This is a genomic window from Kitasatospora sp. NPDC096147 (assembly GCF_044763225.1).
Taxonomy (GTDB): Bacteria; Actinomycetota; Actinomycetes; order Streptomycetales; family Streptomycetaceae; genus Kitasatospora.
Window position 1 is genome coordinate 884713 of record NZ_JBIWFX010000001.1, and the last position, 19436, is coordinate 904148.

Annotated in this window: 16 protein-coding genes; 9 read left to right on the forward strand and 7 right to left on the reverse strand. The window is 73.7% G+C overall.

Annotation, left to right across the window (positions count from 1 at the left end):
- Positions 1–12: 12 nt before the first annotated feature.
- The gene (locus tag ACIRBX_RS03765; RefSeq protein ID WP_402293523.1) at positions 13–1497 is read right to left on the reverse strand and encodes an amino acid permease; all 1485 of its coding nucleotides are present in this window, start codon (positions 1495–1497) and stop codon (positions 13–15) included.
- Positions 1498–1738: 241 nt separating this feature from the next.
- Here ACIRBX_RS03765 and ACIRBX_RS03770 point away from each other — a divergent pair, with 241 nt between their 5' ends.
- From ACIRBX_RS03770 to ACIRBX_RS03790, 5 genes are all read left to right on the forward strand, one after another.
- Positions 1739–1963 carry a hypothetical protein gene (locus tag ACIRBX_RS03770; RefSeq protein ID WP_402293524.1) on the forward strand — a complete coding sequence of 75 codons (225 nt, stop codon included), beginning with the start codon at positions 1739–1741 and terminating at the stop codon, positions 1961–1963.
- 30 nt (positions 1964–1993) lie between these two features.
- Positions 1994–2419, forward strand: a complete 426-nt coding sequence (locus ACIRBX_RS03775) for an ester cyclase (RefSeq protein WP_402293525.1) — start codon at positions 1994–1996, stop codon at positions 2417–2419.
- A gap of 211 nt (positions 2420–2630) precedes the next feature.
- The gene (locus ACIRBX_RS03780) at positions 2631–3401 is read left to right on the forward strand and encodes a GNAT family N-acetyltransferase (RefSeq protein WP_402293526.1); all 771 of its coding nucleotides are present in this window, start codon (positions 2631–2633) and stop codon (positions 3399–3401) included.
- A gap of 70 nt (positions 3402–3471) precedes the next feature.
- The gene (gene infA, locus ACIRBX_RS03785) at positions 3472–3696 is read left to right on the forward strand and encodes a translation initiation factor IF-1 (RefSeq protein ID WP_402293527.1); all 225 of its coding nucleotides are present in this window, start codon (positions 3472–3474) and stop codon (positions 3694–3696) included.
- A gap of 206 nt (positions 3697–3902) precedes the next feature.
- Positions 3903–4538, forward strand: a complete 636-nt coding sequence (locus tag ACIRBX_RS03790; protein ID WP_402293528.1) for a LysE family translocator — start codon at positions 3903–3905, stop codon at positions 4536–4538.
- Between the two features lie 355 nt (positions 4539–4893).
- Here the strand turns inward: ACIRBX_RS03790 and ACIRBX_RS03795 are convergent, their stop codons facing one another.
- The 3 genes from ACIRBX_RS03795 to ACIRBX_RS03805 form a co-directional block, all read right to left on the reverse strand.
- On the reverse strand, positions 4894–5811 hold the full coding sequence (locus ACIRBX_RS03795; RefSeq protein WP_402293529.1) for a hypothetical protein: 918 nt from the start codon (positions 5809–5811) through the stop codon (positions 4894–4896).
- 163 nt (positions 5812–5974) lie between these two features.
- Entirely contained in the window at positions 5975–6250 is a 276-nt protein-coding gene (locus ACIRBX_RS03800) for a barstar family protein (RefSeq protein WP_402293530.1), read from the reverse strand.
- 274 nt (positions 6251–6524) lie between these two features.
- Entirely contained in the window at positions 6525–7085 is a 561-nt protein-coding gene (locus tag ACIRBX_RS03805; protein WP_402293531.1) for a hypothetical protein, read from the reverse strand.
- Positions 7086–7293: 208 nt separating this feature from the next.
- Here ACIRBX_RS03805 and ACIRBX_RS03810 point away from each other — a divergent pair, with 208 nt between their 5' ends.
- The 4 genes from ACIRBX_RS03810 (at position 7294) to ACIRBX_RS03825 (ending at position 15565) form a co-directional block, all read left to right on the forward strand.
- Positions 7294–8691: an NAD(P)/FAD-dependent oxidoreductase gene (locus ACIRBX_RS03810; protein ID WP_402293532.1), complete on the forward strand. Its 1398-nt coding sequence runs from the start codon at positions 7294–7296 to the stop codon at positions 8689–8691.
- Positions 8692–9113: 422 nt separating this feature from the next.
- Positions 9114–13598 (forward strand): hypothetical protein, encoded by a 4485-nt coding sequence (locus ACIRBX_RS03815; RefSeq protein ID WP_402293533.1) that lies wholly within the window; start codon positions 9114–9116, stop codon positions 13596–13598.
- Between the two features lie 262 nt (positions 13599–13860).
- Positions 13861–14691 (forward strand): GNAT family N-acetyltransferase, encoded by an 831-nt coding sequence (locus ACIRBX_RS03820; RefSeq protein WP_402293534.1) that lies wholly within the window; start codon positions 13861–13863, stop codon positions 14689–14691.
- 70 nt (positions 14692–14761) lie between these two features.
- A complete protein-coding gene (locus ACIRBX_RS03825) occupies positions 14762–15565 on the forward strand; it encodes a lysophospholipid acyltransferase family protein (protein WP_402293535.1) in 804 nt (267 codons plus the stop codon).
- 193 nt (positions 15566–15758) lie between these two features.
- Here ACIRBX_RS03825 and ACIRBX_RS03830 read toward each other — a convergent pair whose 3' ends face one another.
- From ACIRBX_RS03830 to ACIRBX_RS03840, 3 genes are read right to left on the reverse strand one after another with little or no spacing between them, the layout of a single operon-like run.
- Complete coding sequence (locus ACIRBX_RS03830; protein WP_402293536.1) at positions 15759–16580, reverse strand: phosphate ABC transporter ATP-binding protein; 822 nt, start codon at positions 16578–16580, stop codon at positions 15759–15761.
- A gap of 47 nt (positions 16581–16627) precedes the next feature.
- Complete coding sequence (locus tag ACIRBX_RS03835; RefSeq protein ID WP_402293537.1) at positions 16628–17542, reverse strand: class E sortase; 915 nt, start codon at positions 17540–17542, stop codon at positions 16628–16630.
- Positions 17539–19404 (reverse strand): substrate-binding domain-containing protein, encoded by a 1866-nt coding sequence (locus tag ACIRBX_RS03840; protein WP_402293538.1) that lies wholly within the window; start codon positions 19402–19404, stop codon positions 17539–17541. The genes ACIRBX_RS03835 and ACIRBX_RS03840 overlap by 4 nt, the downstream gene beginning before the upstream one ends.
- Positions 19405–19436: the final 32 nt, after the last annotated feature.

Genomic DNA, 19436 nt, shown 5'->3' on the forward strand with positions numbered 1-19436 from the left:
TCGGCCCTACGGTCAGTCCTGCGAACGTCCCGCCGCCTGCGTCTGCGCCCTCGCCGTCTCCGCGACCCGGCGGCGGACCAGGTACCAGCCGCCCGCCAAGGCGGCGGCGACCAGGGGCAGGCAGGCCACGGTGGTGCGGCCGACGCCACCGTCCATCCACATCAGCACCAGTACCGTGACCAGGAAGCCGAGCGTGACGATCTGGGTGTACGGCGCCCACGGGAGCCGGTAGGACGGCCGGGCGACCCGCCCCTGCCCGGCGCTGCGCCAGAAGAGCAGCGAGCAGATCATGATCATCGCCCAGGTCCCGAGGATGCCGATCGAGGCGAAGTTGACGACCAGTTCGAAGGCCTCGCCGGGCATCACGTAGTTCAGCACCACGCCCAGCACGCCGAAGCCGGCGGTCAGCAGGATGCCGCCGTACGGCACACCACCCTTGTTCATCACGCCCGTGAACTTCGGCGCCGAGCCCGACACCGACATCGACCGCAGGATCCGACCGGTGGAGTACAGACCGGAGTTGAGGCTGGAGAGGGCGGCGGTGAGCACCACCAGGTTCATCACCCCGGCGGCCCCCGGCACGCCCAGCTTGTCGAAGACCGTCACGAACGGGCTCTGGCCGGCCGAGTACGCGGTGTACGGCAGGAGCAGCGCCAGCAGGACCACGGAGCCGACGTAGAACAGGCCGACCCGCCACATGATGGAGTTGATCGCCTTGGGCATGATCTTCTCCGGGTTCTCGGTCTCACCCGCCGCGACGCCGCACAACTCGACCGAGGCGTAGGCGAAGACCACGCCCTGGAGCAGGAGCAGCATCGGCATCACCCCGCTCGGGAACAGCCCGCCGTTGTCGGTGACGGTCGCCAGCCCCGGGGTGTGGCCGTCCACCTGGTGCTGGGTGACCACCAGGTAGATGCCGACCAGCATGAAGGCCACCAGCGCGGCCACCTTGACGATGGCGAACCAGAACTCCATCTCCCCGAAGTACTTGACCGAGATCAGGTTGGCCGTCAGCACGACGGCGAGCGCGATCAGCGCCAGCAGCCACTGCGGCACGTCGCTGAACATCGCCCAGAAGTGCGCGTAGGTCGCGGCGGCCGTGATGTCGGCGATGGCGGTGGTGGCCCAGTTGAGGAAGTAGAGCCAGCCCGCCGTGTAGGCCCCCTTCTCGCCCATGAACTCGCGGGCGTACGAGACGAACGCCCCCGACGAGGGCCGGTACAGCACCAGTTCGCCGAGCGCCCGCACGACCAGGAAGGCGAAGACGCCGCAGACGGCGTACGCGATGAACAGCGACGGCCCCGCGTTCGCCATCCGCCCGCCGGCCCCCAGGAACAGCCCGGTGCCGATCGCCCCGCCGATCGCGATCATGTTGACGTGTCGCGACTTCAGGTCCTTCCGGTACCCGGCGTCGCCCGCGTCGACGTGTGCCGAAGCGGCCAACCGGCCCCGTTCCGGGGTTGGTTCGACTGCCGCAGTGGTCGTGCGGTCACTCATGGAGTCGTGTCGCCTTCGTGAGGGGGAGGGTGGCCTTCCGGCCGGGGAGCGGACGGTGTGGGTGGTCGCCGCGCCTGACCGAGCGGCACATCCTGACCGGTGGGGATGCCGTTCGGCTGTGGCCGATGTCACGTTCGGGGATGATTTGCGCGAAATTTGAGCTTTTGGCCGAGTCTCGACGGCCGATCGCCGCGCAGTGCCGGTCTGGCCACCCGCCCCGGCCCGCGCTAGCGTCGGCTCCATGTCGGACACCGAACTGCCGGACCCACCCCTTGACTTGAGCGACGTGATGGTGGCGATCGACCATCCGTTCGGCGAGTGCGTCGTACCGCTCGCCGAGTGGCTGGCGATAGGCCCCGGCCCGCGCCCGCTGGTCCGCCCGCACCGGGCGTGGTCACGGAGCACCGGCCGGGCCGTTCCCCTCGACCTCCTCCCGCCCCTCCCTCCTCCCCCGGATGCCGCGTAGTCCGGGCCCCTGCCGGGTACCGTGCCGCGCATGGACCTCGAACATCCCGGCGATCCCAGCACCGAGGAAGCCAACATCGAGATCGTCCGCCGCTACCTCCGGGTCTTCGAGACCAAACGGGTAGCGGACCTGGAGGAGTTGGTGGCCGAAGACGTTCTCGTCCACGGAGCGGGCTTCCACCGCCGAGGACGGCAGCACCCCACCGCCGCCGTCCTCACTCCCGGCCTCTCCGGCTGCCGCGTCCAGGTGAACGACCTCCACGCGAGCGGCGACCGCGTCACCGTGGCGTTCACCCTCACCTACACCCACGACCGCACCGGCCGGGACCTCACGATGACCGGGCTCAAGTCGTACCGGCTCCGAGGCGGCCGGATCGTCGAGTTCTGGGGCGAGACCGACCTCTACGGCCTGCTCCGCCAGGCCGGCCTGGTGCCCGACCGGATCCCCGCGCTCTGACGCCGTTCGGCCACTCCGCCCGGAAATCCGGTTGGGCCGGGCCCCGGTCGCTTGCTACTGTGCTGATCACCGTGACCGCACGCCAGGAGGTGAGACCCGTGAACGCAGTATCGACGTGGGTGCTCCCCCTCTTCTTCACGGTGTGCGACTGACCAGGACGGTGTCGTCGGGAGCGCCTCTTCAAGCAGGCACTTCCGAAAGGGCGACAGCCATGACTCCTCTCCTCCTGGTCAACCGCGTCTCCGACACCCAGTGGCAAGCCGTCGACGACGCCGGCCGGATCGCCGGCCACGGCGACGTGACGCAGCGGCCCGACGGCCGCCGCTACCTCAGCATCGACGTCTGGCAGGACGCCGCCTTCACCCCGCTCGCCACCGCGATCGCGACGGACCTCCCCGCCCCGCTCCACACCCTGGTCGGCGAATCCGAGGCCGGCCCCGACTCCCGCTGGCAGCAGGCGGGTTACGCCTTCTCCCGGCGCGAGTGGGAGTACCTCCTGCCGACCGCCGCCGCCGCAACGGGGTCCGCACCCGTCCTCCCGCCTGGCGTCACGATCGTGCCCGGCACCGAGGCCGACGACGACGCGCTCCGCGCGCTCGACCGTGCCCTCCGCGAGGAGATCGACCGCACCACCGGCTGGCACACCCTGCCCGCCGAGGTCGCTCCGCGTCCCGAGGGCACCGTCCTCGGCGACCCGAGGCGGTACGCGGTGGCGGTCGCGGAGGACGGCACGTACCTCGGCCTGGTACGGGTCGCCGTCGTCCCGCGCCGAGCCCGCATCGGCCTACTCGCCGTCCTGGCCGGCTCGCAACGGCGGGGCGTCGGGCGGGCGTTGCTCGCGCACGCGCTGGGCATCCTCCAGGTGGAGGGATTCCCGTCCGCCTGGGCGGAGGTGGACGAGTCCAACCGCGCCGCCGCCGCACTCCTCGACGGCTTCGGCGCACAGCGTGTCGGAAGCGTCGTGGAGCTCGTCCGCCGCTGATCCTGCCTGCGCCCCTCTTGACTCCTTCTTCCGTCAGTCATTCATCCAACCTCCCAGGAACGAGGCACTTTTGCCGAGAACAGCGAACGGACTCGAACTCGAAGGCACCGTCATCGAGTGCCTGCGCAACGCGGTCTTCAAGGTGGAGCTCGCCAACGGCCACCACGTACTCGCCCACATCAGCGGGAAGATCCGCAAGAACCGCATCAAGATCCTTCCCTTTGACCGGGTCCTGGTCGAGCTCAGCCCGTACGACCTGACCAGAGGCCGGGTCCTGTACCGCTACCGCAACTGACGTCGCATCAGTGGGACTTCGCTTCGCGGTGCGGGGCGTCCTGTCGCCCCGCACCGTGAGGTCCCACTCCGTGAAGTCCCACTCCGTGGCCTCCCACCCGGCAGGCTCTCGCGGTACCGCCAGCGCCTCCGGGGCCCGTCGGTCCGCACAGGAACGAATCCACCGAACCGTCGGTACGCGGCACCGGTGCTCGGTAGCCTGGGCCCATGATCGGACTGGATCGGCTGGCCGTGTTCCTGACCATGGTCACCCTGTTGATCGCCGTACCCGGCCCCAGCGTTCTGTTCGTCGTCAGCCGGGGCATCGCCCTCGGCCCCCGAGCCGCAGTGGCCACGGCCGTCGGGAACGAGGCGGGCCTGTTCGTGCAGGTCGTCCTCGTCGCGTTCGGCCTGGGGAGCATCGTGGAGCGCTCCCTGCTCGTCTTCTCGATCATCAAGTTCGCCGGCGCGATCTACCTGGTGCATCTGGGAGTTCAGGCCTGGCGGCACCGCCACCTGCTGGGCGTAACGGAGACGGCGGAGCGGAGTGGAGCAGACACCGGCCGGATCCTGCGCGAGGGTTTCGTGGTGGGCATCAGCAATCCGAAGGGGCTGCTGATCTTCACCGCCGTCCTGCCGCAGTTCGTCGACCCGTCGCGGGGGAACGTGCCCGTCCAGATGCTGCTGCTCGGCACCGTCTGCGTCGTGGTCGCCCTGATCTCCGACGGCACCTGGGGCCTGCTCGCCGGCACGGCCCGCACCTGGCTCTCCCGCTCACCCCGGCGGCTGTCCTGGATCGGCGGGACGTCGGGCGTGGTGATGGTCGGCCTGGGAGTCCGCCTCGCCTTCAGCGAGCGGGAGTAGCGGGGCAGCCGTCGGCGAACGGGCGGGTCTTGTTCGGGGCGCCGACGGCATGCTCTGGGTCTCGGAGTCAACCGTGCCGGCAGGGCACGAGTCCGCCTGGGGGGCCGATCCAGAGCAGGCGGCATCCCACCCGGTCGGTCCCGCTCGGTATCCTGACCGTGGCTTGACGGCTGCGACAGAATGCGACGAATGTCCGCTTCCAAGGAAGTTGCACAACCAGCGCTTCCGCGGTGACATCGCCGCAGGTCAGAAAGACTGCTCCCCGCACGCGCGGGGTTGGTCCCCTGGCCGCCGTCGCCGGCCAGAACAACCCGGCCTGCTCCCCGCACGCGCGGGGTTGACCCCGTCGGCGCCATCACGGCCGAGATGCGCGCAGCCTGACCAGTTCCCAGCGGGCGGCTTCTCCGGGGAGGTCGGTGTCGTCGGCCGGGAGGGTGGCGGTGAGGCCGAGTTCGGTGAGGGCCTGGTCGAAGAGGGTGCCGGCCGTGTGGAAGGCGGCGGGTGGGAGGGTGGCGAGGCGGGTGAGGGCCGGGGTGCGGAGGGTGGCCCGGTGGGCGGCGGTGGCGGCCTGGACGAGGTGGTCGGCGTGGAGGTGACGACCGATCAGGCGTTCCACGGCGAGCATCCGGAGGTGGTCGAGGACAGCCTCGGGGGTCAGGTCGGCCGGTGCGTAGGGGGTGACGAAGACGGGCTCGCGGCCCTCGACCAGGTAGGTCCAGAAGGCGGCCGAGGGGCGGGGGCGGGAGTGCTCCCAGCGGCGGCCGGTGGATTCGTAGCGGATGTGGTCCGCGAGGTCGTTGCCGTAGGTGATGACATCGGTCCGGTGCACCGAGAGCACGGGGTGGCCGGACTGGCCCGCGACGGCGGGCAGGTAGCGGTGGCCCTGGATCGGGACCAGGGGCGGGACGGTGGCGAGGTGGGTACGGGCGGCGTCGAGGGCAGCTGACGGGGAGTCGGGCCGTGGGCCCCAGGACGCCGGGTACCAGAAGCCGTTGTGCTCGACGTCGGACAGGACGCCCTCGACCGGCGGGGCCAGCCAGGCCCGGAGGGTGTCGGGGTCACCGTGCCGCCAGTCGGGCCACCACGGCGTCCCGTGCGGGAGACCGGCCGCGAGGAACATCCGGTGGTCGGCCGCGAACCGGAAGCCGAACCGTGCTTCCACCGCGTCGAGTTCGGAGTCGCTGAGGCCCGGTCCGAGGTCGGCGCGGAGCGTGCGCTGGAGGGCGGCTGCGGCTTCGACGGTGAGCGGGCGGTACGGCAGCGGTTCGGTCATCCGGGCAGGCTAGCGATGCCTTCACCGGTCCGGCGCTGAGCTTTTCAGGTGCCGGCGGACCGAGCCGAGCGGCCCGGGCCCGTCGCGACCGCTGCGGGCGGTCGAGGTTCGGAGCGGTGGCCGGCCCGGCGGTGGCGCCCGGGATCGCCACCGCCGGGCGCGCTCACAGCAGGAGCGAGTTGAAGGACCTGCCCGGCCGATCCGGGCTCTGACCCCAGTGGTGACCTACGCGACCGAGGATCTCGAGCAGGGTGTCGCGGTCCTCGGCGTGCTCCCGCAGCGCGAGTGCCGATCGCTCGATGACGATCAGATAGTGGTCGGCAGGTGCCCAGCGCATGTCGCGCAGGCACTCCGAGAGGGCGTCCCAGTTCCAACCGAAGTAGGCCGGGAGCCGCAGCCGGGCACTCATCTGCTCGAAGAGTTCCTGCTCGGTGCCCATCTCGGCACCGTCAAACCAAACCACGTGGCTCGTCCCGGCAGGCGGCAGGAGGAAGGAAGGGTGACGGGCGTCCCGCTCCAGGACGTGCACCCACGGTGCCTCGCCGCTCCAGTAGTGGTCCACCTTCACCCCGTTCGAGACATCCAGCCAGGTGCCGCCCGCCACGACAGCCCGACAACGACCGCCTTCGACGTGCCTGTTCCTCGGACTGCGCGACCGCCGGCGGGGCGGCAAGTCGGCAGCCGACGGCCCGCCGCTCCCGGCGGGACTGCGCTCAGCCCTGCTCGAAGGTCGCCGTCTCCATCCGGTACGGACCGGATGCGGGTGTCGCCGGGTTCAGCAGGACGACGAAGTCGGGGAGTGCGTCCGCCGAGGGGGTGCCGTCGGCGAGCACGCTCCCGGGCTCGGCTTCCCAGTCGATCACGTGCACGACCGCCTCGTGGTCGCCCTCCGCCACCGCGAACCGCACCGTACCGGGCCAGGGCTGGCCGGACACCCGCTCGATGCCGCTGAGGCAGGCCAGGCCGGCCGAGCGGTACAGGTACGGCTCGGAGGTCAGGAACACGTGGGCCGACTCACGGTCGGTGAGCCGAGCCCGCCCCTCCGCCGAACCGAGCCGGACGGTGACGCCGAAGGCTCCGTCGGAGTGGATGTTGACGGGGACGAGGGCCCCGGCGCGGATGTGGCGCAGCTGGTCCCGGTCTTCCAGGAGTTCGGGCTCCCAGGACGCGTGGTCCACCACGCGCGCGAACGCCGCCGGGCTCCACAGCGCGAGCATGCCGGCGTCGGTGACCACGGTCGCGGGGCTCCCGGGAACGGTCTGGTGATCGTGCATCAGTTCTTCTCTTCCTCCTCCGGAGCCTCGCCGCGCCGCGCCGGATCATCATGGCACGGCGCTCGTGCACCGCCGCCGGCGCGGTGAGCACGGTGAACGCTGCATTCCTTATGTCAACGCCATTGACGTTGCACGGCGCCCGGGGTTCTGATGGCGGTCCGACGAGGAGCCCACCCACTCCTCCGTACCCGTAGCAGGAGGCCCCGCCATGGCCGACCCGGTCCGTGCGCTGGAAGACGCGAAGCCCGTTCCGTTCTGGCTGGACGATCCCGGGCGGCCCGCCGCCGCCTCGGCGCTGGTCGGGGACACCCGGTGCGATCTGCTGGTGGTGGGCGGCGGGTACGCCGGGCTGTGGACGGCGCTGATCGCCAAGGAGCGGGACCCGTCCGCGGACGTGGTGCTGATCGAGGCCCAGCGGATCGGCTGGGCGGCGTCCGGGCGCAACGGCGGGTTCTGCGAGGCCAGCCTCACCCACGGGCTCGGCAACGGGTACCAGCGCTGGCCGGACGAGCTCGCCGAACTGGAACGGCTGGGAGCCGTCAACCTCCAGGGCATGGAGGACACGATTCGCCGGTACGGCATCGACTGTGACTGGCAGCGGTCCGGCTCCATCGTGGTCGCCACCGAGCCCTACCAGGTGGACGGGCTGCGGGAGTTCGCGGCACTGGCCGAGCAGTACGGCGGCCGGCCCACCCTGCTGGACCGCGACCAGGTGCGCGCGGAGATCGACTCCCCCACCTTCCTCGGCGGCCTCTGGGACCGCGAGGGCGTCGCGATGGTCGATCCGGCGAAGCTCGCCTGGGGGCTGCGCCGGGCCTGCCTCCAGCTGGGGGTCCGGGTGTACGAGCACACCCGGGCGACCGGGCTGAGCGAGTCCGGCCCGGGGGTGCTGGTGCGGACCCCGTACGGGCGGGTCGCGGCCCGGCGGGTGGCGCTGGCCACCAACGTGTTCCCGTCCCTGCTGCGCCGGCACCGGCCGTTCACCGTACCGGTCTACGACTACGCGCTGATGACCGAGCCCCTGACGGAGGACCAGCTCGCCGCCGTCGGCTGGCGCAATCGGCAGGGGTTCGCCGACAGCGCCAACCACTTCCACTACGTCCGGCTCTCCGAGGACAACCGGATCCTCTGGGGCGGCTACGACGTGGTGCACCAGTACCGCAGCCGGGTACGGGCCGAGCGGGACCAGCGGCCGGAGACCTTCGCCACCCTCGCGCGGCACTTCTTCCGCACCTTCCCGCAGTTGGAAGGCGTCCGGTTCAGCCACGCCTGGGGCGGGGCGATCGACACCTGCACGCGCTTCAGCGCCTTCTTCGACCTCTCCCACCGGGGTCGGGTCGCCTACACCGCCGGGTACACCGGCCTCGGTGTGGGGGCCACCCGCTTCGGCGCCGAGGTGATGCTCGACCTGCTGGCCGGGCAGCGGACCGAGCGCACCGAGTTGGAGATGGTGCGCCGCAAGCCGCTGCCCTTCCCGCCCGAGCCGATCCGCTCGGTGGGCATCGGCGTCACCCAGTGGTCACTGACCCGGGCCGACGCGAACGCGGGACACCGCAACCTCTGGCTCCGAACCCTGGACCGGCTCGGGATGGGCTTCGACAGCTGATGGTCCGTCCGGCGCCGACGGCCCGTCCGGACCGGTGTACCGGCCCCCGCGTGGTCAGAGCTCCGCGCGGGGGCCGGTGCCGGCGTTGGGCCGGCCTGCCGTAGGACGGGACGGACGGGGCGGCTGTGCGGAGGTGATCGGGTCGTCGCAGGGGGCATTCCGGTTATCGCGCCAATCACCTGTCACATCCGTGCCCTTGGTGGCAGCATGGTCCCCGACCGAGCGGGTGGGGTGGACCCCGGGGCGGGTGCAGCTGATCGGGGTTGTGCATGCTGGCTGAGTCGTGGAGCACGAGTACCGGTACCGGAGCCGGAATCGGAACCGCCGGAGGGGACCACGGCGGGTTCGGCCCCGGGGGCGGGGGCGGGGGCGCGGACCTCAGGGAGCGGTACCTGCCGGCCGCCTGGCAGTCGCCGCCACCGTTGGACTCCGGATGGCTGGTCGAGCAGCCGAGTCGGCTGCTGGACGCGCGCTTCGCGGTGGTCGGGTTCACCGGCCGCGAGGAGGAGTTGGCCGCGCTGCGGGCCTGGTGCGCGCCGGACCGTCCGCATGCGGTGCGCTGGCTGCACGGGCCCGGCGGGCAGGGGAAGACCCGGATCGCCGACCAACTCGCCGAAGAACAACGGCAGTCGGGCTGGCAGGTGGTCAGTGTGGACGGGCCACCGAGCGCCGGCGAAGCCGGACCCGGCGTGGCGGGGTCCGGGCAGGGCGGCGGTTCGGTGCCGGAGCAGCGGGCGGCCGGGCTGCTGGTGCTGGTGGAGCAGGCGGACTGCCGCCCGGTCTCCGAACTGGCCCGGCTGCTCGCCTCGGCGGTGCCGTCACAGCCCGGGGTGCCGACCCGGGTGCTGCTGCTGGCCCGGAGCGACGGCCTGCGGTACGCGCTGGAGACCGCTGCCGAGCAGCCGACGGTGACGGACAGCCAGGTGCTCGCACCGCTCGGGCCGACGGGCAGGGCCGCGCTGCACCGGGCCGGGGTGGCTGCCTTCGCGGCTCAGTACGGAGTCGAACCACCGCCGCACCAGCCCGAGTTGGGTCATCCCGACTTCGGCCTGGCACTCACCGTCCTGCTCTCCGCCCTGGACACGGTGCTGGACGCCACTCTGGAAGCCTCCTGGCAGTCGGGCCTCACACCGCTACCGGCGGCAGCCGACGACCGCACCGCCCTGACCGTACGGTTGCTGGACCGCGAGCAGGCCCACTGGGCGACGCTGCACCGGGCTCCGCGGGCGGGCCGGTACAGCACACCGCCCTGGGTGATGAGCCGGGCCGTGTTCGCCGCGGCGCTGGGCGGGCCGCGGCCCTCGGACCGGGCGGCCGAGCTGCTCGCCGCTCTGGCGCTGGACCACCCCGTCTCGGCGGTGCTCGCCGACCACGCGCTCTGCTACCCGTCCTCCGAACCGGGCCGTGAGCTGGTGCCGTTGCGGCCCGCCGTCCTGGCGGAGGACTTCCTCGCCCTCACCCTGCCGGGCCACTCCGTCGGGTACCCGGCCCAGCCCTGGGCAGCCGGGGACGCCGCTACGGTGCTCGGCCTGGCGACGGCGACACGCACCGCATCCACGCTGCCGGACCCGAGGGCAACAGCGGGGGCAACGGCACCGCAGGACGGCCGAGGGGGCGGCACGGAGGAGGGAAGGGGAGACGATCCGCAGGCGGGCGCCGACGCCGGGGCGGCACTGCTCCGGCTCGCCCTGGCGGCCGGCCGCTGGCCGCACGTGGTGCCCCAGCTGCTGCGCCCGGTGCTGACCGCCGACCCGACTTTGGCGGTGGCGGGCGGCACGCCCCTCCTCCTGGCCTTGGCCGAACTCCCCGGCCTGGACGGTGAGCTGTTGGAGCGGGTGCTCGCCGCCGTTCCCGTCGATCCGTCACCCGACCTGCGGCCGGGCCGGGCCGCTCTGCTGGTGCGGCTCTCCGGCCACCGGCTGGTGCACCGCACCGCACCTGCCGATCATGCCGCCGTACTGCGCGAACTGGCGGATTCCCTGGCTGAGTTGGGGAGGCTGGAGGAAGCCGCCACCGCCGCCCGGCGCGCGGTGGAGCTGCTCACCGCGCTCGAGGCCGGCGAGCCGGCCGGGCACCGGGCCGCGCTGGCCGAGGCGCTCGGCGCGCTCTCGGACCTGCTGGACCGGGCCGGCCACCGGCCCGAGGCCTTGGCCGCCCGCGAGCAGGCGGTGGCGGTCCACGAGGCGCTGGCCGCCACCGATCCGGCCCGGCACGGTCCGGGGTTGGCGGCGGCGCTGGTCGCGCACAGCGGGCTGTTGGAGCGGTCCGGGCGCTGGGGCGAGGCCCACCGGGCCGGCTGGGCGGCGGTCCAGCGGTACCGCGAACTCGCGCGCCGCGACCCGGACCGGCGGGCCGGGCTGGCTGCCGCGCTGTCGGCGGCGGGAGCGCTCTCGCTGCGCGGCGTGGACGACGTGGACGAGCTCGATCCGGCGCGCGAAGCAGTGGGCCTGTGGCGGGAGTTGGCTGCCGAGGATCCGGTGGCGCACCGCCCGGCACTGGCTGCCGCACTGCTGAGGCTGCGCCACGACCTGGCCAGGGCAGGGCGGCGGGGCGAGGCGGTGGAGGCCGCCGAGGAGGGCGTGGCGGTGCACCGTTGGCTGTCGGCCACCGATCCGGAACGGTACGCGGCGGCCTTCGCCGCCGCGCTCGGGAAGCTGCGCAACAGCCTCGCGGAGGAGAACCGGTATCCGGAGGCGGCAGCCGTCGGGGCCGAAGCGGTGCACGTGTGGCGGCAGTTGGCGGAGCAGGCACCGGCCGTCCACCGCCGCTCGCTGGTCGGTGCCCTGCACGGGCAGAACGACGTGCTGCGTGCAGCCGGGCTCCCTCCCGAGCCCGAGCCGAGGAGCACCCCGCAGCCGGCGCGGACGGGCGGTCGGCAGCTCGGGCCGGAGGAGCGGCAATTCGCTTCATCGGGACAGCAGTTCGGGGTGTCGGGGCCGCAGGTCGGAGCAGTCGGGCCACGGCTGGGCGTGGCAGGAGCGTCGCCCGGAGTGGCCGCTGCCGCCCCCTTCCCCGCCGAGCCCCGGATCGCCGGCGGCCCGTCGGCCGAGGCCGATCACCGCGCCGCAGCCGCAGGCGCAGCCGCAGGCGCAGCCGCAGGCACAACCGGCGGAGCGGGCGACGCAGTGGCCGGTGTCCCGGCACCACCCGCCGTCGGGTCGCCGGAGGTCCCCCGGCGACAGGAGTGGGCGGAGACCGCGCCCCTGCCCGCCCCGGGCACGGAGCGCCGACCGGTACCCGAACGCGCTTCGCGGCAGCGGCTGTTCGCCGATCCGGAGTCCCCCGCCGGACACCTCTCCGATCCGGTCGGCGGCATCGGAGCCGACGCCGGTACGGCTCCCGACCCCACCGGCGGACCGGACGGCGGACCGGACCGTCCGCCGTTCGAGGTGCACGGCTGGCGCAGCAGCACCGGTACCCCCCGTGGCAGCGGCAGCAGCGGCACCGGCTCCCGGCCCCGCCCGCCCCGGCCGCAGCCGCCGGACGACCCGGCCGCCCTGACCGCCCTGGCCGACCGGCTGGTCCGGCAACGGGACTGGCCGGCGCTCTGGGCACTGGCCCGGTCGGTGCCGGTGGCGGAGGCCGCCCGGCTGGCCCGGCGGCTGCCGCTGCGACGCTGGCAGCCGGACGACCTGGCGGAGCTGGAACTCGCGCGCGCACTGGCCGGGTTGAGCGTCCGTCGGACGGTGGACCTGGTGGCACTGGAGGCGTCCGCCGTACCGGTGCGGCTGCCCGCCGAGTTCGACCTGTTCAGTGCCGACTACCTGGCCTTCGCACACGGGCGGCCCGCCCTGGCCGTGGCGGCGATCGACTCGGCGGCGCAGCAGGAGTCGGTGCGGGTGCTCGATCTGGAGCAGGGCGCCCGGGTGACGCTGCACCAGGGGGCGATCGGACATTCGGCGATCGCCTGCCTCGGCCCGGAGGAGGTGGTGGCCGCCTGGCGGCCGGCCGGGCCCGGACCGGAGGCGGCGGGGGTGTTCGAACTGGTGCGGCGCGGCCCGGACGGGGCCACCACGGTGCTCGGTGCGGGCCCGGCGATGGCCGGGGCCCGCACCGTGCCGACCAGGGACGGACAGGTGTCGGGGCTGCGGCTGGCACCGGGGGCGCTGGTCCAGGAGGGCCGGGATGCGCCCCGACCGGTGGACCTGCGGCCGTGGGGGCTGACCCGGGGGGACCTGCTGGCGGTGGAGCCCGACGGTCGGCGGCTGGTGCTCTCGGACGGGGCCCGGCTGGTGGCAGTGGACTCCCGGCTGCGGGCTGCGCTGGCCACCGGTGCGGTGCCGGCCGAGCACGGCGAGGTGCTGGACCTGGCGTTCGCCGGGCCGGACCTGCTGGTCAGCTCGGGTGCCCGGGGCGGGATCGGCCGGTGGGAGCCGCAGGGCACCGTGCTGCGCCTGACCCGCTGGCAGCCGGGGCCGCTGCTGCGCAATCTGTTCGCCGTCCCGGCCTGGCGGGTGGTCGGCGGCTACGCGCCGGACGAGGGCCGGGTGCACTTCTTCGACCCGGACTCGCTCTCCCCGGTGCCGGTGCCGGTCCCACTCGCGGCCGATCTCCAGCTCAAGGTGGTCGCGGTCTCCCCGGACGGCCGGTACGTGGCCGCCGCCGGCCGGCCGACCGTCGATTCGTCCCGCCGCCGTCCGGTCCCGGAGTGGGTCACCCTGGTCCACGACCTCCACCACCCGGGTGCGCTGCTGGAGCGCCCGCCCGGTGACCTCTCCCCCGCCGAGACCGCCGCCCTGGCCGCCCACGCCGTGGCGGAGGGGCGGCCGGGCGAGCCGTCCGATCGGCCGACCGGGGGGCGACGGCGGGCCGAACGGGCGGGTGTGGCCCAGTTGTTGGCACTCGCCCACGCCCTCGCGGGTCTCGGCTCCCCGGTCTCCGGCCTCCGGGCGCACCGATCCGGCTGACCCTGGGCGACCCCCGCAGCCCCGGCAGTCCCCGCGACCCCGCCCCCCTGCGACCCCGACCCCGGCGCCCCCCGCGACCCCGGCCGTGTCGGCCGACCGGGGCGACCGGGCTGACCGCGCGGGATAAAGGTCCGATAAAGGCAGGGCATTCAACAGGTGCACATCTCAACTCCCCCGATTGGTCATACGAACGCCAACCGGTCTGGAGAGACATAGGGCAACACGATCTCGCGCTCCAACCCACGCCCCTGGAGAGCCTGCCATGGCCATTGCCACCGCCACCTCACCGGCCGCCAAGCTGCCCACCCCGCGCAACGGCGCCCCGGCCTACTCGGTCTCCCTCGCCACCGACCAGGCGGACGTCCGGGCCGCCCAGCGGCTGCGGCACGACGTGTTCGCCAACGGCATGGGGGCCGTGCTCGACACCCCCGAGGCCGGCCTGGACATCGACCCCTTCGACGACTTCTGCGACCACCTGCTGGTCCGTGACAACGAGACCGGAGAGGTGGTCGGCACCTACCGCCTGCTCCGCCCGGAGCAGGCGGTGAAGGCCGGACGCCTGTACTCGGAGACCGAGTTCGACCTCACCAACCTGGCCGGCATCCGCTCGGACACGGTCGAGGTCGGCCGCTCCTGCATCGACATCCGCCACCGCGACAACGGCGCCGTGATCAACCTGATGTGGGGCGGCATCGCCCGCTACCTGGTCGACACCGGCAACACCTGGGTGGCCGGCTGCTGCTCCGTCCCGCTGGCCGACGGCGGCGCCACCGCCGCCGGGGTCTGGGACGCCATGACCGCCCGCCACCTGTCGCCGCAGGAGTACCGGGTGACCCCGCACCGCCGCTGGGACCCGACCGGCGTGCTCCGTCCCGAGCGCACCAGCATCCCGCCGCTGCTGCGCGGCTACCTCCGCCTCGGCGCCTGGGTCTGCGGCGAGCCGGCCCACGACCCGGACTTCAACACGGCCGACCTGTACGTGCTGCTCTCGCTGGAGCGCACCGACCCGCGCTACCTGCGGCACTTCCTCTCGGCCGGTGCCGCTCCGGAGGCCACCACCACCCCGGCCGCCGCCGGCGCCACCGCGGCCTGACACCGTGTCGGTCTGGCTCCCCACCTCCCCCTGCACGCCGACGAGTTGTCTCGCCGAGGCCGGCCCGTCCGTGTCCGCCCCGCGCCGCCTGGCGCGCGGGGCGGGCGCCGTCTGCGCGCTGCTCCCGGGCGTGCTGGCGGCCCGGTTCGTGCCCGGCTGGGGCCGGGTGCCCGCCCTGCGGGACGCCCTGCTGCGCGGGTGGACCCGTACCGTGGTCGCCTCGCTCGGGGTCCGGCTGCGCGTCCGGGGTGCGGACCAACTCCCGGGCGGCGTCCTGCTGGTGGCCAACCACGTGTCCTGGCTGGACATCGTGCTGCTGGCCGCCGTCCGGCCGGGGCCGATGCTGGCCAAGACCGAGGTCAGGCGCTGGCCGCTGATCGGCGCGCTCGCCTCCGGCGGTGGCACGATCTTCATCGACCGCGATGACATCCGCCAACTCCCGGACACCGTCCGGAAGATCGCCGATGCTCTGCGCTCGGGTCGGCCGGTCGGGGTCTTCCCCGAGGGCAGCACCTGGTGCGGACGGGCCGGTGGCACCTTCCGCCGGGCCGCCTTCCAGGCCGCCCTGGACGCGGGCGTCCCCGTCCAGCCGGTGACCATCCGCTACCTGCTGACCGACGGCACGCCGAGCACCGCCCCGGCCTTCGTCGGCGACGACGAACTGATGCCCTCGATCCGCCGGGTGCTGGCCGCGCGCGGCCTGGTGGCCGAACTCACCTTCCACCCGCCGGTGTCGGGCCACGACCGCCGTGAACTGGCCCGCGCCGCCCAGGCGGCCGTGGGCAGCGCACCGGCATCCGGGCACCTGGTCGCGCCGGTACCCGCCGTCCCGGCCCAGGTCCGCAGCCGGGTGGGCAGCGCCGCCTGGCGGTGAGCACGAGCGGGCCGGACGCGGCCCGCTCAGCAGCGCCGGACGCCAGGACCGGACAGCAGGACCGGATACCGGGACCGGACGGCAGGGCCGGACACGAGGACGGGCGCGACGGCGAGCAGGAACGGCGGAGGGCGGTGCACGCCCGCACCGGCCGTGCACCGCCCTCCTCCGACTCCGGTGTACGGAGCGCCCGTCAGCCGAAGCGCCCATTCACGTAGTCGGCGGTCCGGCGGTCGGCCGGTGAGCCGAAGACCTGCTCGGTCGGCCCGGCCTCGACGATCCGGCCTGGGCTGTCGTGCCCGGCCAGGAAGAACGCGCAGGACTGCGAGACCCGTTGGGCCTGCTGCATGTTGTGGGTGACGATCACGATGGTCAGCCGGCCCTGCAACTCGGCGATGGTCTCCTCGACCCGGCGGGTCGAGGTCGGGTCCAGGGCGGAGCAGGGCTCGTCCATCAGCAGCACGTCCGGCGACACCGCCAGCGAGCGTGCGATGCAGAGCCGCTGCTGCTGGCCGCCGGAGAGCGAACCGCCGGGAGCCTTCAGCCGGTTGCTCACCTCGCCCCACAAGCCGGCCCGTTGCAGGCTGGTCTCCACCAGCGCGTCCCGCTCGGCCCGGTCGATCCGGACGCCGGCCAGCTTGAGGCCGCTGGCGACGTTCTCGTAGATGCTCATCGCCGGGAACGGGTTGGGCCGTTGGAAGACCATCCCGATCCGGCGCCGCACCTCCGCGGGCCGCCGGCCGAGCGCGTAGATGTCGGTGCCGTCCAGCAGTACCTCGCCCGACAGCGTGGCGCCCCGGACCATCTCGTGCATCCGGTTGAGGATCCGCAGGTAGGTCGACTTGCCGCAGCCGGACGGGCCGATCAGGGCGGTCACCTGACCGGCCGTCATGCCCAGCGAGACCCGGTCGAGGACCTTGCGCTCGCCGAACCAGGCCGAGACCGCCTTGGTCTCGATCCCGGAGAGCGTGCCGTCCAGCGGTGGCAGCACGGCGGTGATGGTGTCGTCGGTCATCCGGTGGTCCTTCGCGGTAGGGGGCGTCTCACGGGTGGCGCTGCTGCTCAGAAGAGGTTGGGCAGCAGGGCGGCGGCGTTCTCGTAGCAGCTCCAGACCAGGGCGGCGAGGATCGGGGCCGCGCACAGGTAGGCCGCCCAGCGGTGCCAGAGGCGGACCGCCAGGGTGGTCGCGGTGACGGCCACCAGCAGTCCCAGGGACCAGAGTTGGAGCGCGGGCAGGGCGGCCCGGTCGGCTGCCAGGGCCTTGTCGGTCGGACGCAGCGCCGACCGGGCTCCGGTGTCGGGGTGCGGATCGCCGTCCAGCCGGGCGCCGACCAGCCGGGTGGAGGAGGGCACCAGGTCGGAGTCCCCGGTGACCAGCACCAGGCGGTTGGGCGCCTGGTCGGTGAGCGGGTGGTCCTCGTCGCCGAAGGCGTTGACGGTGTAGACCGCCCGGCCGAGGCCGGTGGTGACCTCGATCCGGTCCCCCGCGCGGAGTTCGTCGAGCCGGCCGAACGGACCGCCGAAGCTGACCCGGCGGCCGAACAGCACGCTCACCCCGGGCTGGCCGGGCAGCGCGGTGTCCCGGCGGTGGCCGGGGCCGCGCATCAGGTCCCGGCCGGTGGTGCCCTCGACCACCACCGTCTCGGTCAGGCCGAGGGCGGGCACTGTGATCAGTGCCACGGGTGCGCCGTCGGCGGTCGGGCCGGTCGGGGCCACCGCGTTCGCCAACTGGTCCCGGAAGGTCCGGTGGGCCGCCGCCTGCGCGTGCTGCTGCTGGAGCTCGGAGAGCGCGGGCAGGTAGCCGGCGAAGCCGACCACCAGGGCGGCCAGGCCGCAGGCGGCCCACCCGGCCTGGGTGGTCGGCCGCCGGCCCCGGGACGGGGCGGGCACCGGGGACGGACCGGGGGCGGTGGCGGACGGGGTCTGACGCACGGTCAGCGGGGCCTTCACCATCCGGTCCTGGACGGGGGCGCTCACCGGGCACCGCCCCGGGCGCGCCGCCGGGCCGCCAGCCAGCCGCCGAGCAGCGGGGGCACCGCGACCACGGCGAGCAGTTCCAGCGCGGTCAGGGTGCTCAGCAGCCACTCGTCCTTGCGGCTGGCCACGTCCACCACACTGGCCTGGAGGGTGCCGCCGCCGGATCCGCCGCCACGGTTCACCACCTGGCCGGTCTGCGGGTCGATCACCGGCGCCTCCGCCGACGGGTCGCCCGTCCCCGTCCCCCCGGTGGCCCCGCCACCGCCGTCGGTCCCGGTGCCGGCCGTGCCGCCCGTGGCGGCGCCGTCGGCACCGCCCGCCGCGGAGCCCGTGCCGCCGCTGCCGCCGGTCGAACCGCCGCCCGACGAACCGCCGCCGGCCGCGGCACCGTTGGTGCCGCTGCCGCCCGCGCCACCGCTCGAACCGCCCGCCGCGGCGCCGCCGCCGGCCGCGCCCGAGGTCGAGCCCGAGGTGCCGCCGGTACCGGCGCCGGCCGGTGTGGTGGGCTTGCCGTTCTGCACCACGCAGTTGAGCGGTGTGCCGGCCTTGTCGCACGGGCTGGGCTGCGGCGCGTTGGCCAGCACGGTCAGCTGTCCGGCCGCATTGAAGGTCGGGTTGCCGCAGTTGGCGAGGGTGTCCGGGTTGACGGTGTTGGTGCTGCCCGGGATGTGGGCGACCTGGAGCATGCCGCCGCGCACCAGGTTGCGCGGGATCGGCGAGTAGCCGAGGCTGTCGGCCTGCCCCTGGCCCTCGCAGAGCACGTAGGAGATGAAGCGGCCGAGCGCGTCGCCCTTGGCGTCGGTGAAGCGCGGCGGGACCGGATCGGCCACGCCCTTGCGCGGCACGATCAGGTAGGAGTAGCTGGAGACCGGGTAGGCCCGGGGGTCGTTCATGCCGTAGACGCCGTCCAGGTTCTGCTGCAGGAAGTCCGGGTCGGTCGGCGGGGTGGAGTCGTCAACTCCCTTGATCTTGGCGGCGGTCAGCGCGACCGCGACGTTCGAAGCGGTCGGCAGGGTGTAGTACCCGGCGGCGTTCAGCACCTTCACCACCGGCCAGTTGGAGCGCTTGGCGTAGGCGTACTCGTCGTAACCGATGGTGCCCAGGCCGGACGGGGCCTTGATGAAGCCGGCCACCACGTCGGAGCCGTTCTGCGCCACCATCCGGCCCTTGGTCGGGAAGAACTCGGTGTACTCGCCGCAGCTGACGCCGTTCACCTCGGAGCAGTACGCCTCCCACTCGGCCTGGTGGGTGTGCTGCATCCAGCGGGTGAACTGGGCGGTGGCACCCGAGCCGTCCGAACGGACCACCGGGGTGATCTCCTTGCGCGGCAGGGCCCGGCCGTAGTCCCGGGTGATCGCCGGGTCGTCCCAGTAGGTGATCTTCCCGGTGAAGATCTTCACCAGGGTGTCGGAGGACAGCCGCAGGTCGGTGACCTGCTTGCCGGCCACCACCAGGTTGTACATGAAGGCGGTGCCGCCGGCCGTGATCGGGACGTACGAGTAGCCGTAGACCGGCCGCTCGACCCCGGCCGCACCCGAGCCGCCGACGTTGCCACTGGCCCCGGTGTCCCGGCGGGAGCGGAACGGGACGTCGGAGGCGGTGAAGTCGTCCAGGCCGGCCGCCCAGTTCTTCCGCCCGGCGGCCGAACCGATCGGGTTGAAGTTGATCTGGATGCCCTGCGGCACCACGTCCTGCCGCCACTGGTCCAGAGCCGGGCCGGCCCAGCTGGAGCCGTCGGCGTTCAGCGAGGTGGCCGCGTGGGCCGGGCGGGCCGCGCCGAACAGCACGGTGGCGGCGGTGAGCAGCAGGACGAGCAGCACGGCGGGCAGGCGGTGCGGCCGGTGAGCGGGCGCCCACGGCATGAGGTCTCCTCGGGGGTGGTCGGTGGTTCCGG

Excerpts from the sequence above, each read along its gene's own strand:
- ACIRBX_RS03765 (WP_402293523.1), bottom strand. The coding sequence starts at position 1,497 with ATGAGTGACCGCACGACCACTGCGGCAGTCGAACCAACCCCGGAACGG.
- ACIRBX_RS03770 (WP_402293524.1), top strand. The coding sequence starts at position 1,739 with ATGTCGGACACCGAACTGCCGGACCCACCCCTTGACTTGAGCGACGTG.
- ACIRBX_RS03775 (WP_402293525.1), top strand. The coding sequence starts at position 1,994 with ATGGACCTCGAACATCCCGGCGATCCCAGCACCGAGGAAGCCAACATC.
- ACIRBX_RS03780 (WP_402293526.1), top strand. The coding sequence starts at position 2,631 with ATGACTCCTCTCCTCCTGGTCAACCGCGTCTCCGACACCCAGTGGCAA.
- ACIRBX_RS03790 (WP_402293528.1), top strand. The coding sequence starts at position 3,903 with ATGATCGGACTGGATCGGCTGGCCGTGTTCCTGACCATGGTCACCCTG.
- ACIRBX_RS03795 (WP_402293529.1), bottom strand. The coding sequence starts at position 5,811 with ATGACCGAACCGCTGCCGTACCGCCCGCTCACCGTCGAAGCCGCAGCC.
- ACIRBX_RS03800 (WP_402293530.1), bottom strand. The coding sequence starts at position 6,250 with ATGGGCACCGAGCAGGAACTCTTCGAGCAGATGAGTGCCCGGCTGCGG.
- ACIRBX_RS03805 (WP_402293531.1), bottom strand. The coding sequence starts at position 7,085 with ATGCACGATCACCAGACCGTTCCCGGGAGCCCCGCGACCGTGGTCACC.
- ACIRBX_RS03810 (WP_402293532.1), top strand. The coding sequence starts at position 7,294 with ATGGCCGACCCGGTCCGTGCGCTGGAAGACGCGAAGCCCGTTCCGTTC.
- ACIRBX_RS03820 (WP_402293534.1), top strand. The coding sequence starts at position 13,861 with ATGGCCATTGCCACCGCCACCTCACCGGCCGCCAAGCTGCCCACCCCG.
- ACIRBX_RS03830 (WP_402293536.1), bottom strand. The coding sequence starts at position 16,580 with ATGACCGACGACACCATCACCGCCGTGCTGCCACCGCTGGACGGCACG.
- ACIRBX_RS03840 (WP_402293538.1), bottom strand. The coding sequence starts at position 19,404 with ATGCCGTGGGCGCCCGCTCACCGGCCGCACCGCCTGCCCGCCGTGCTG.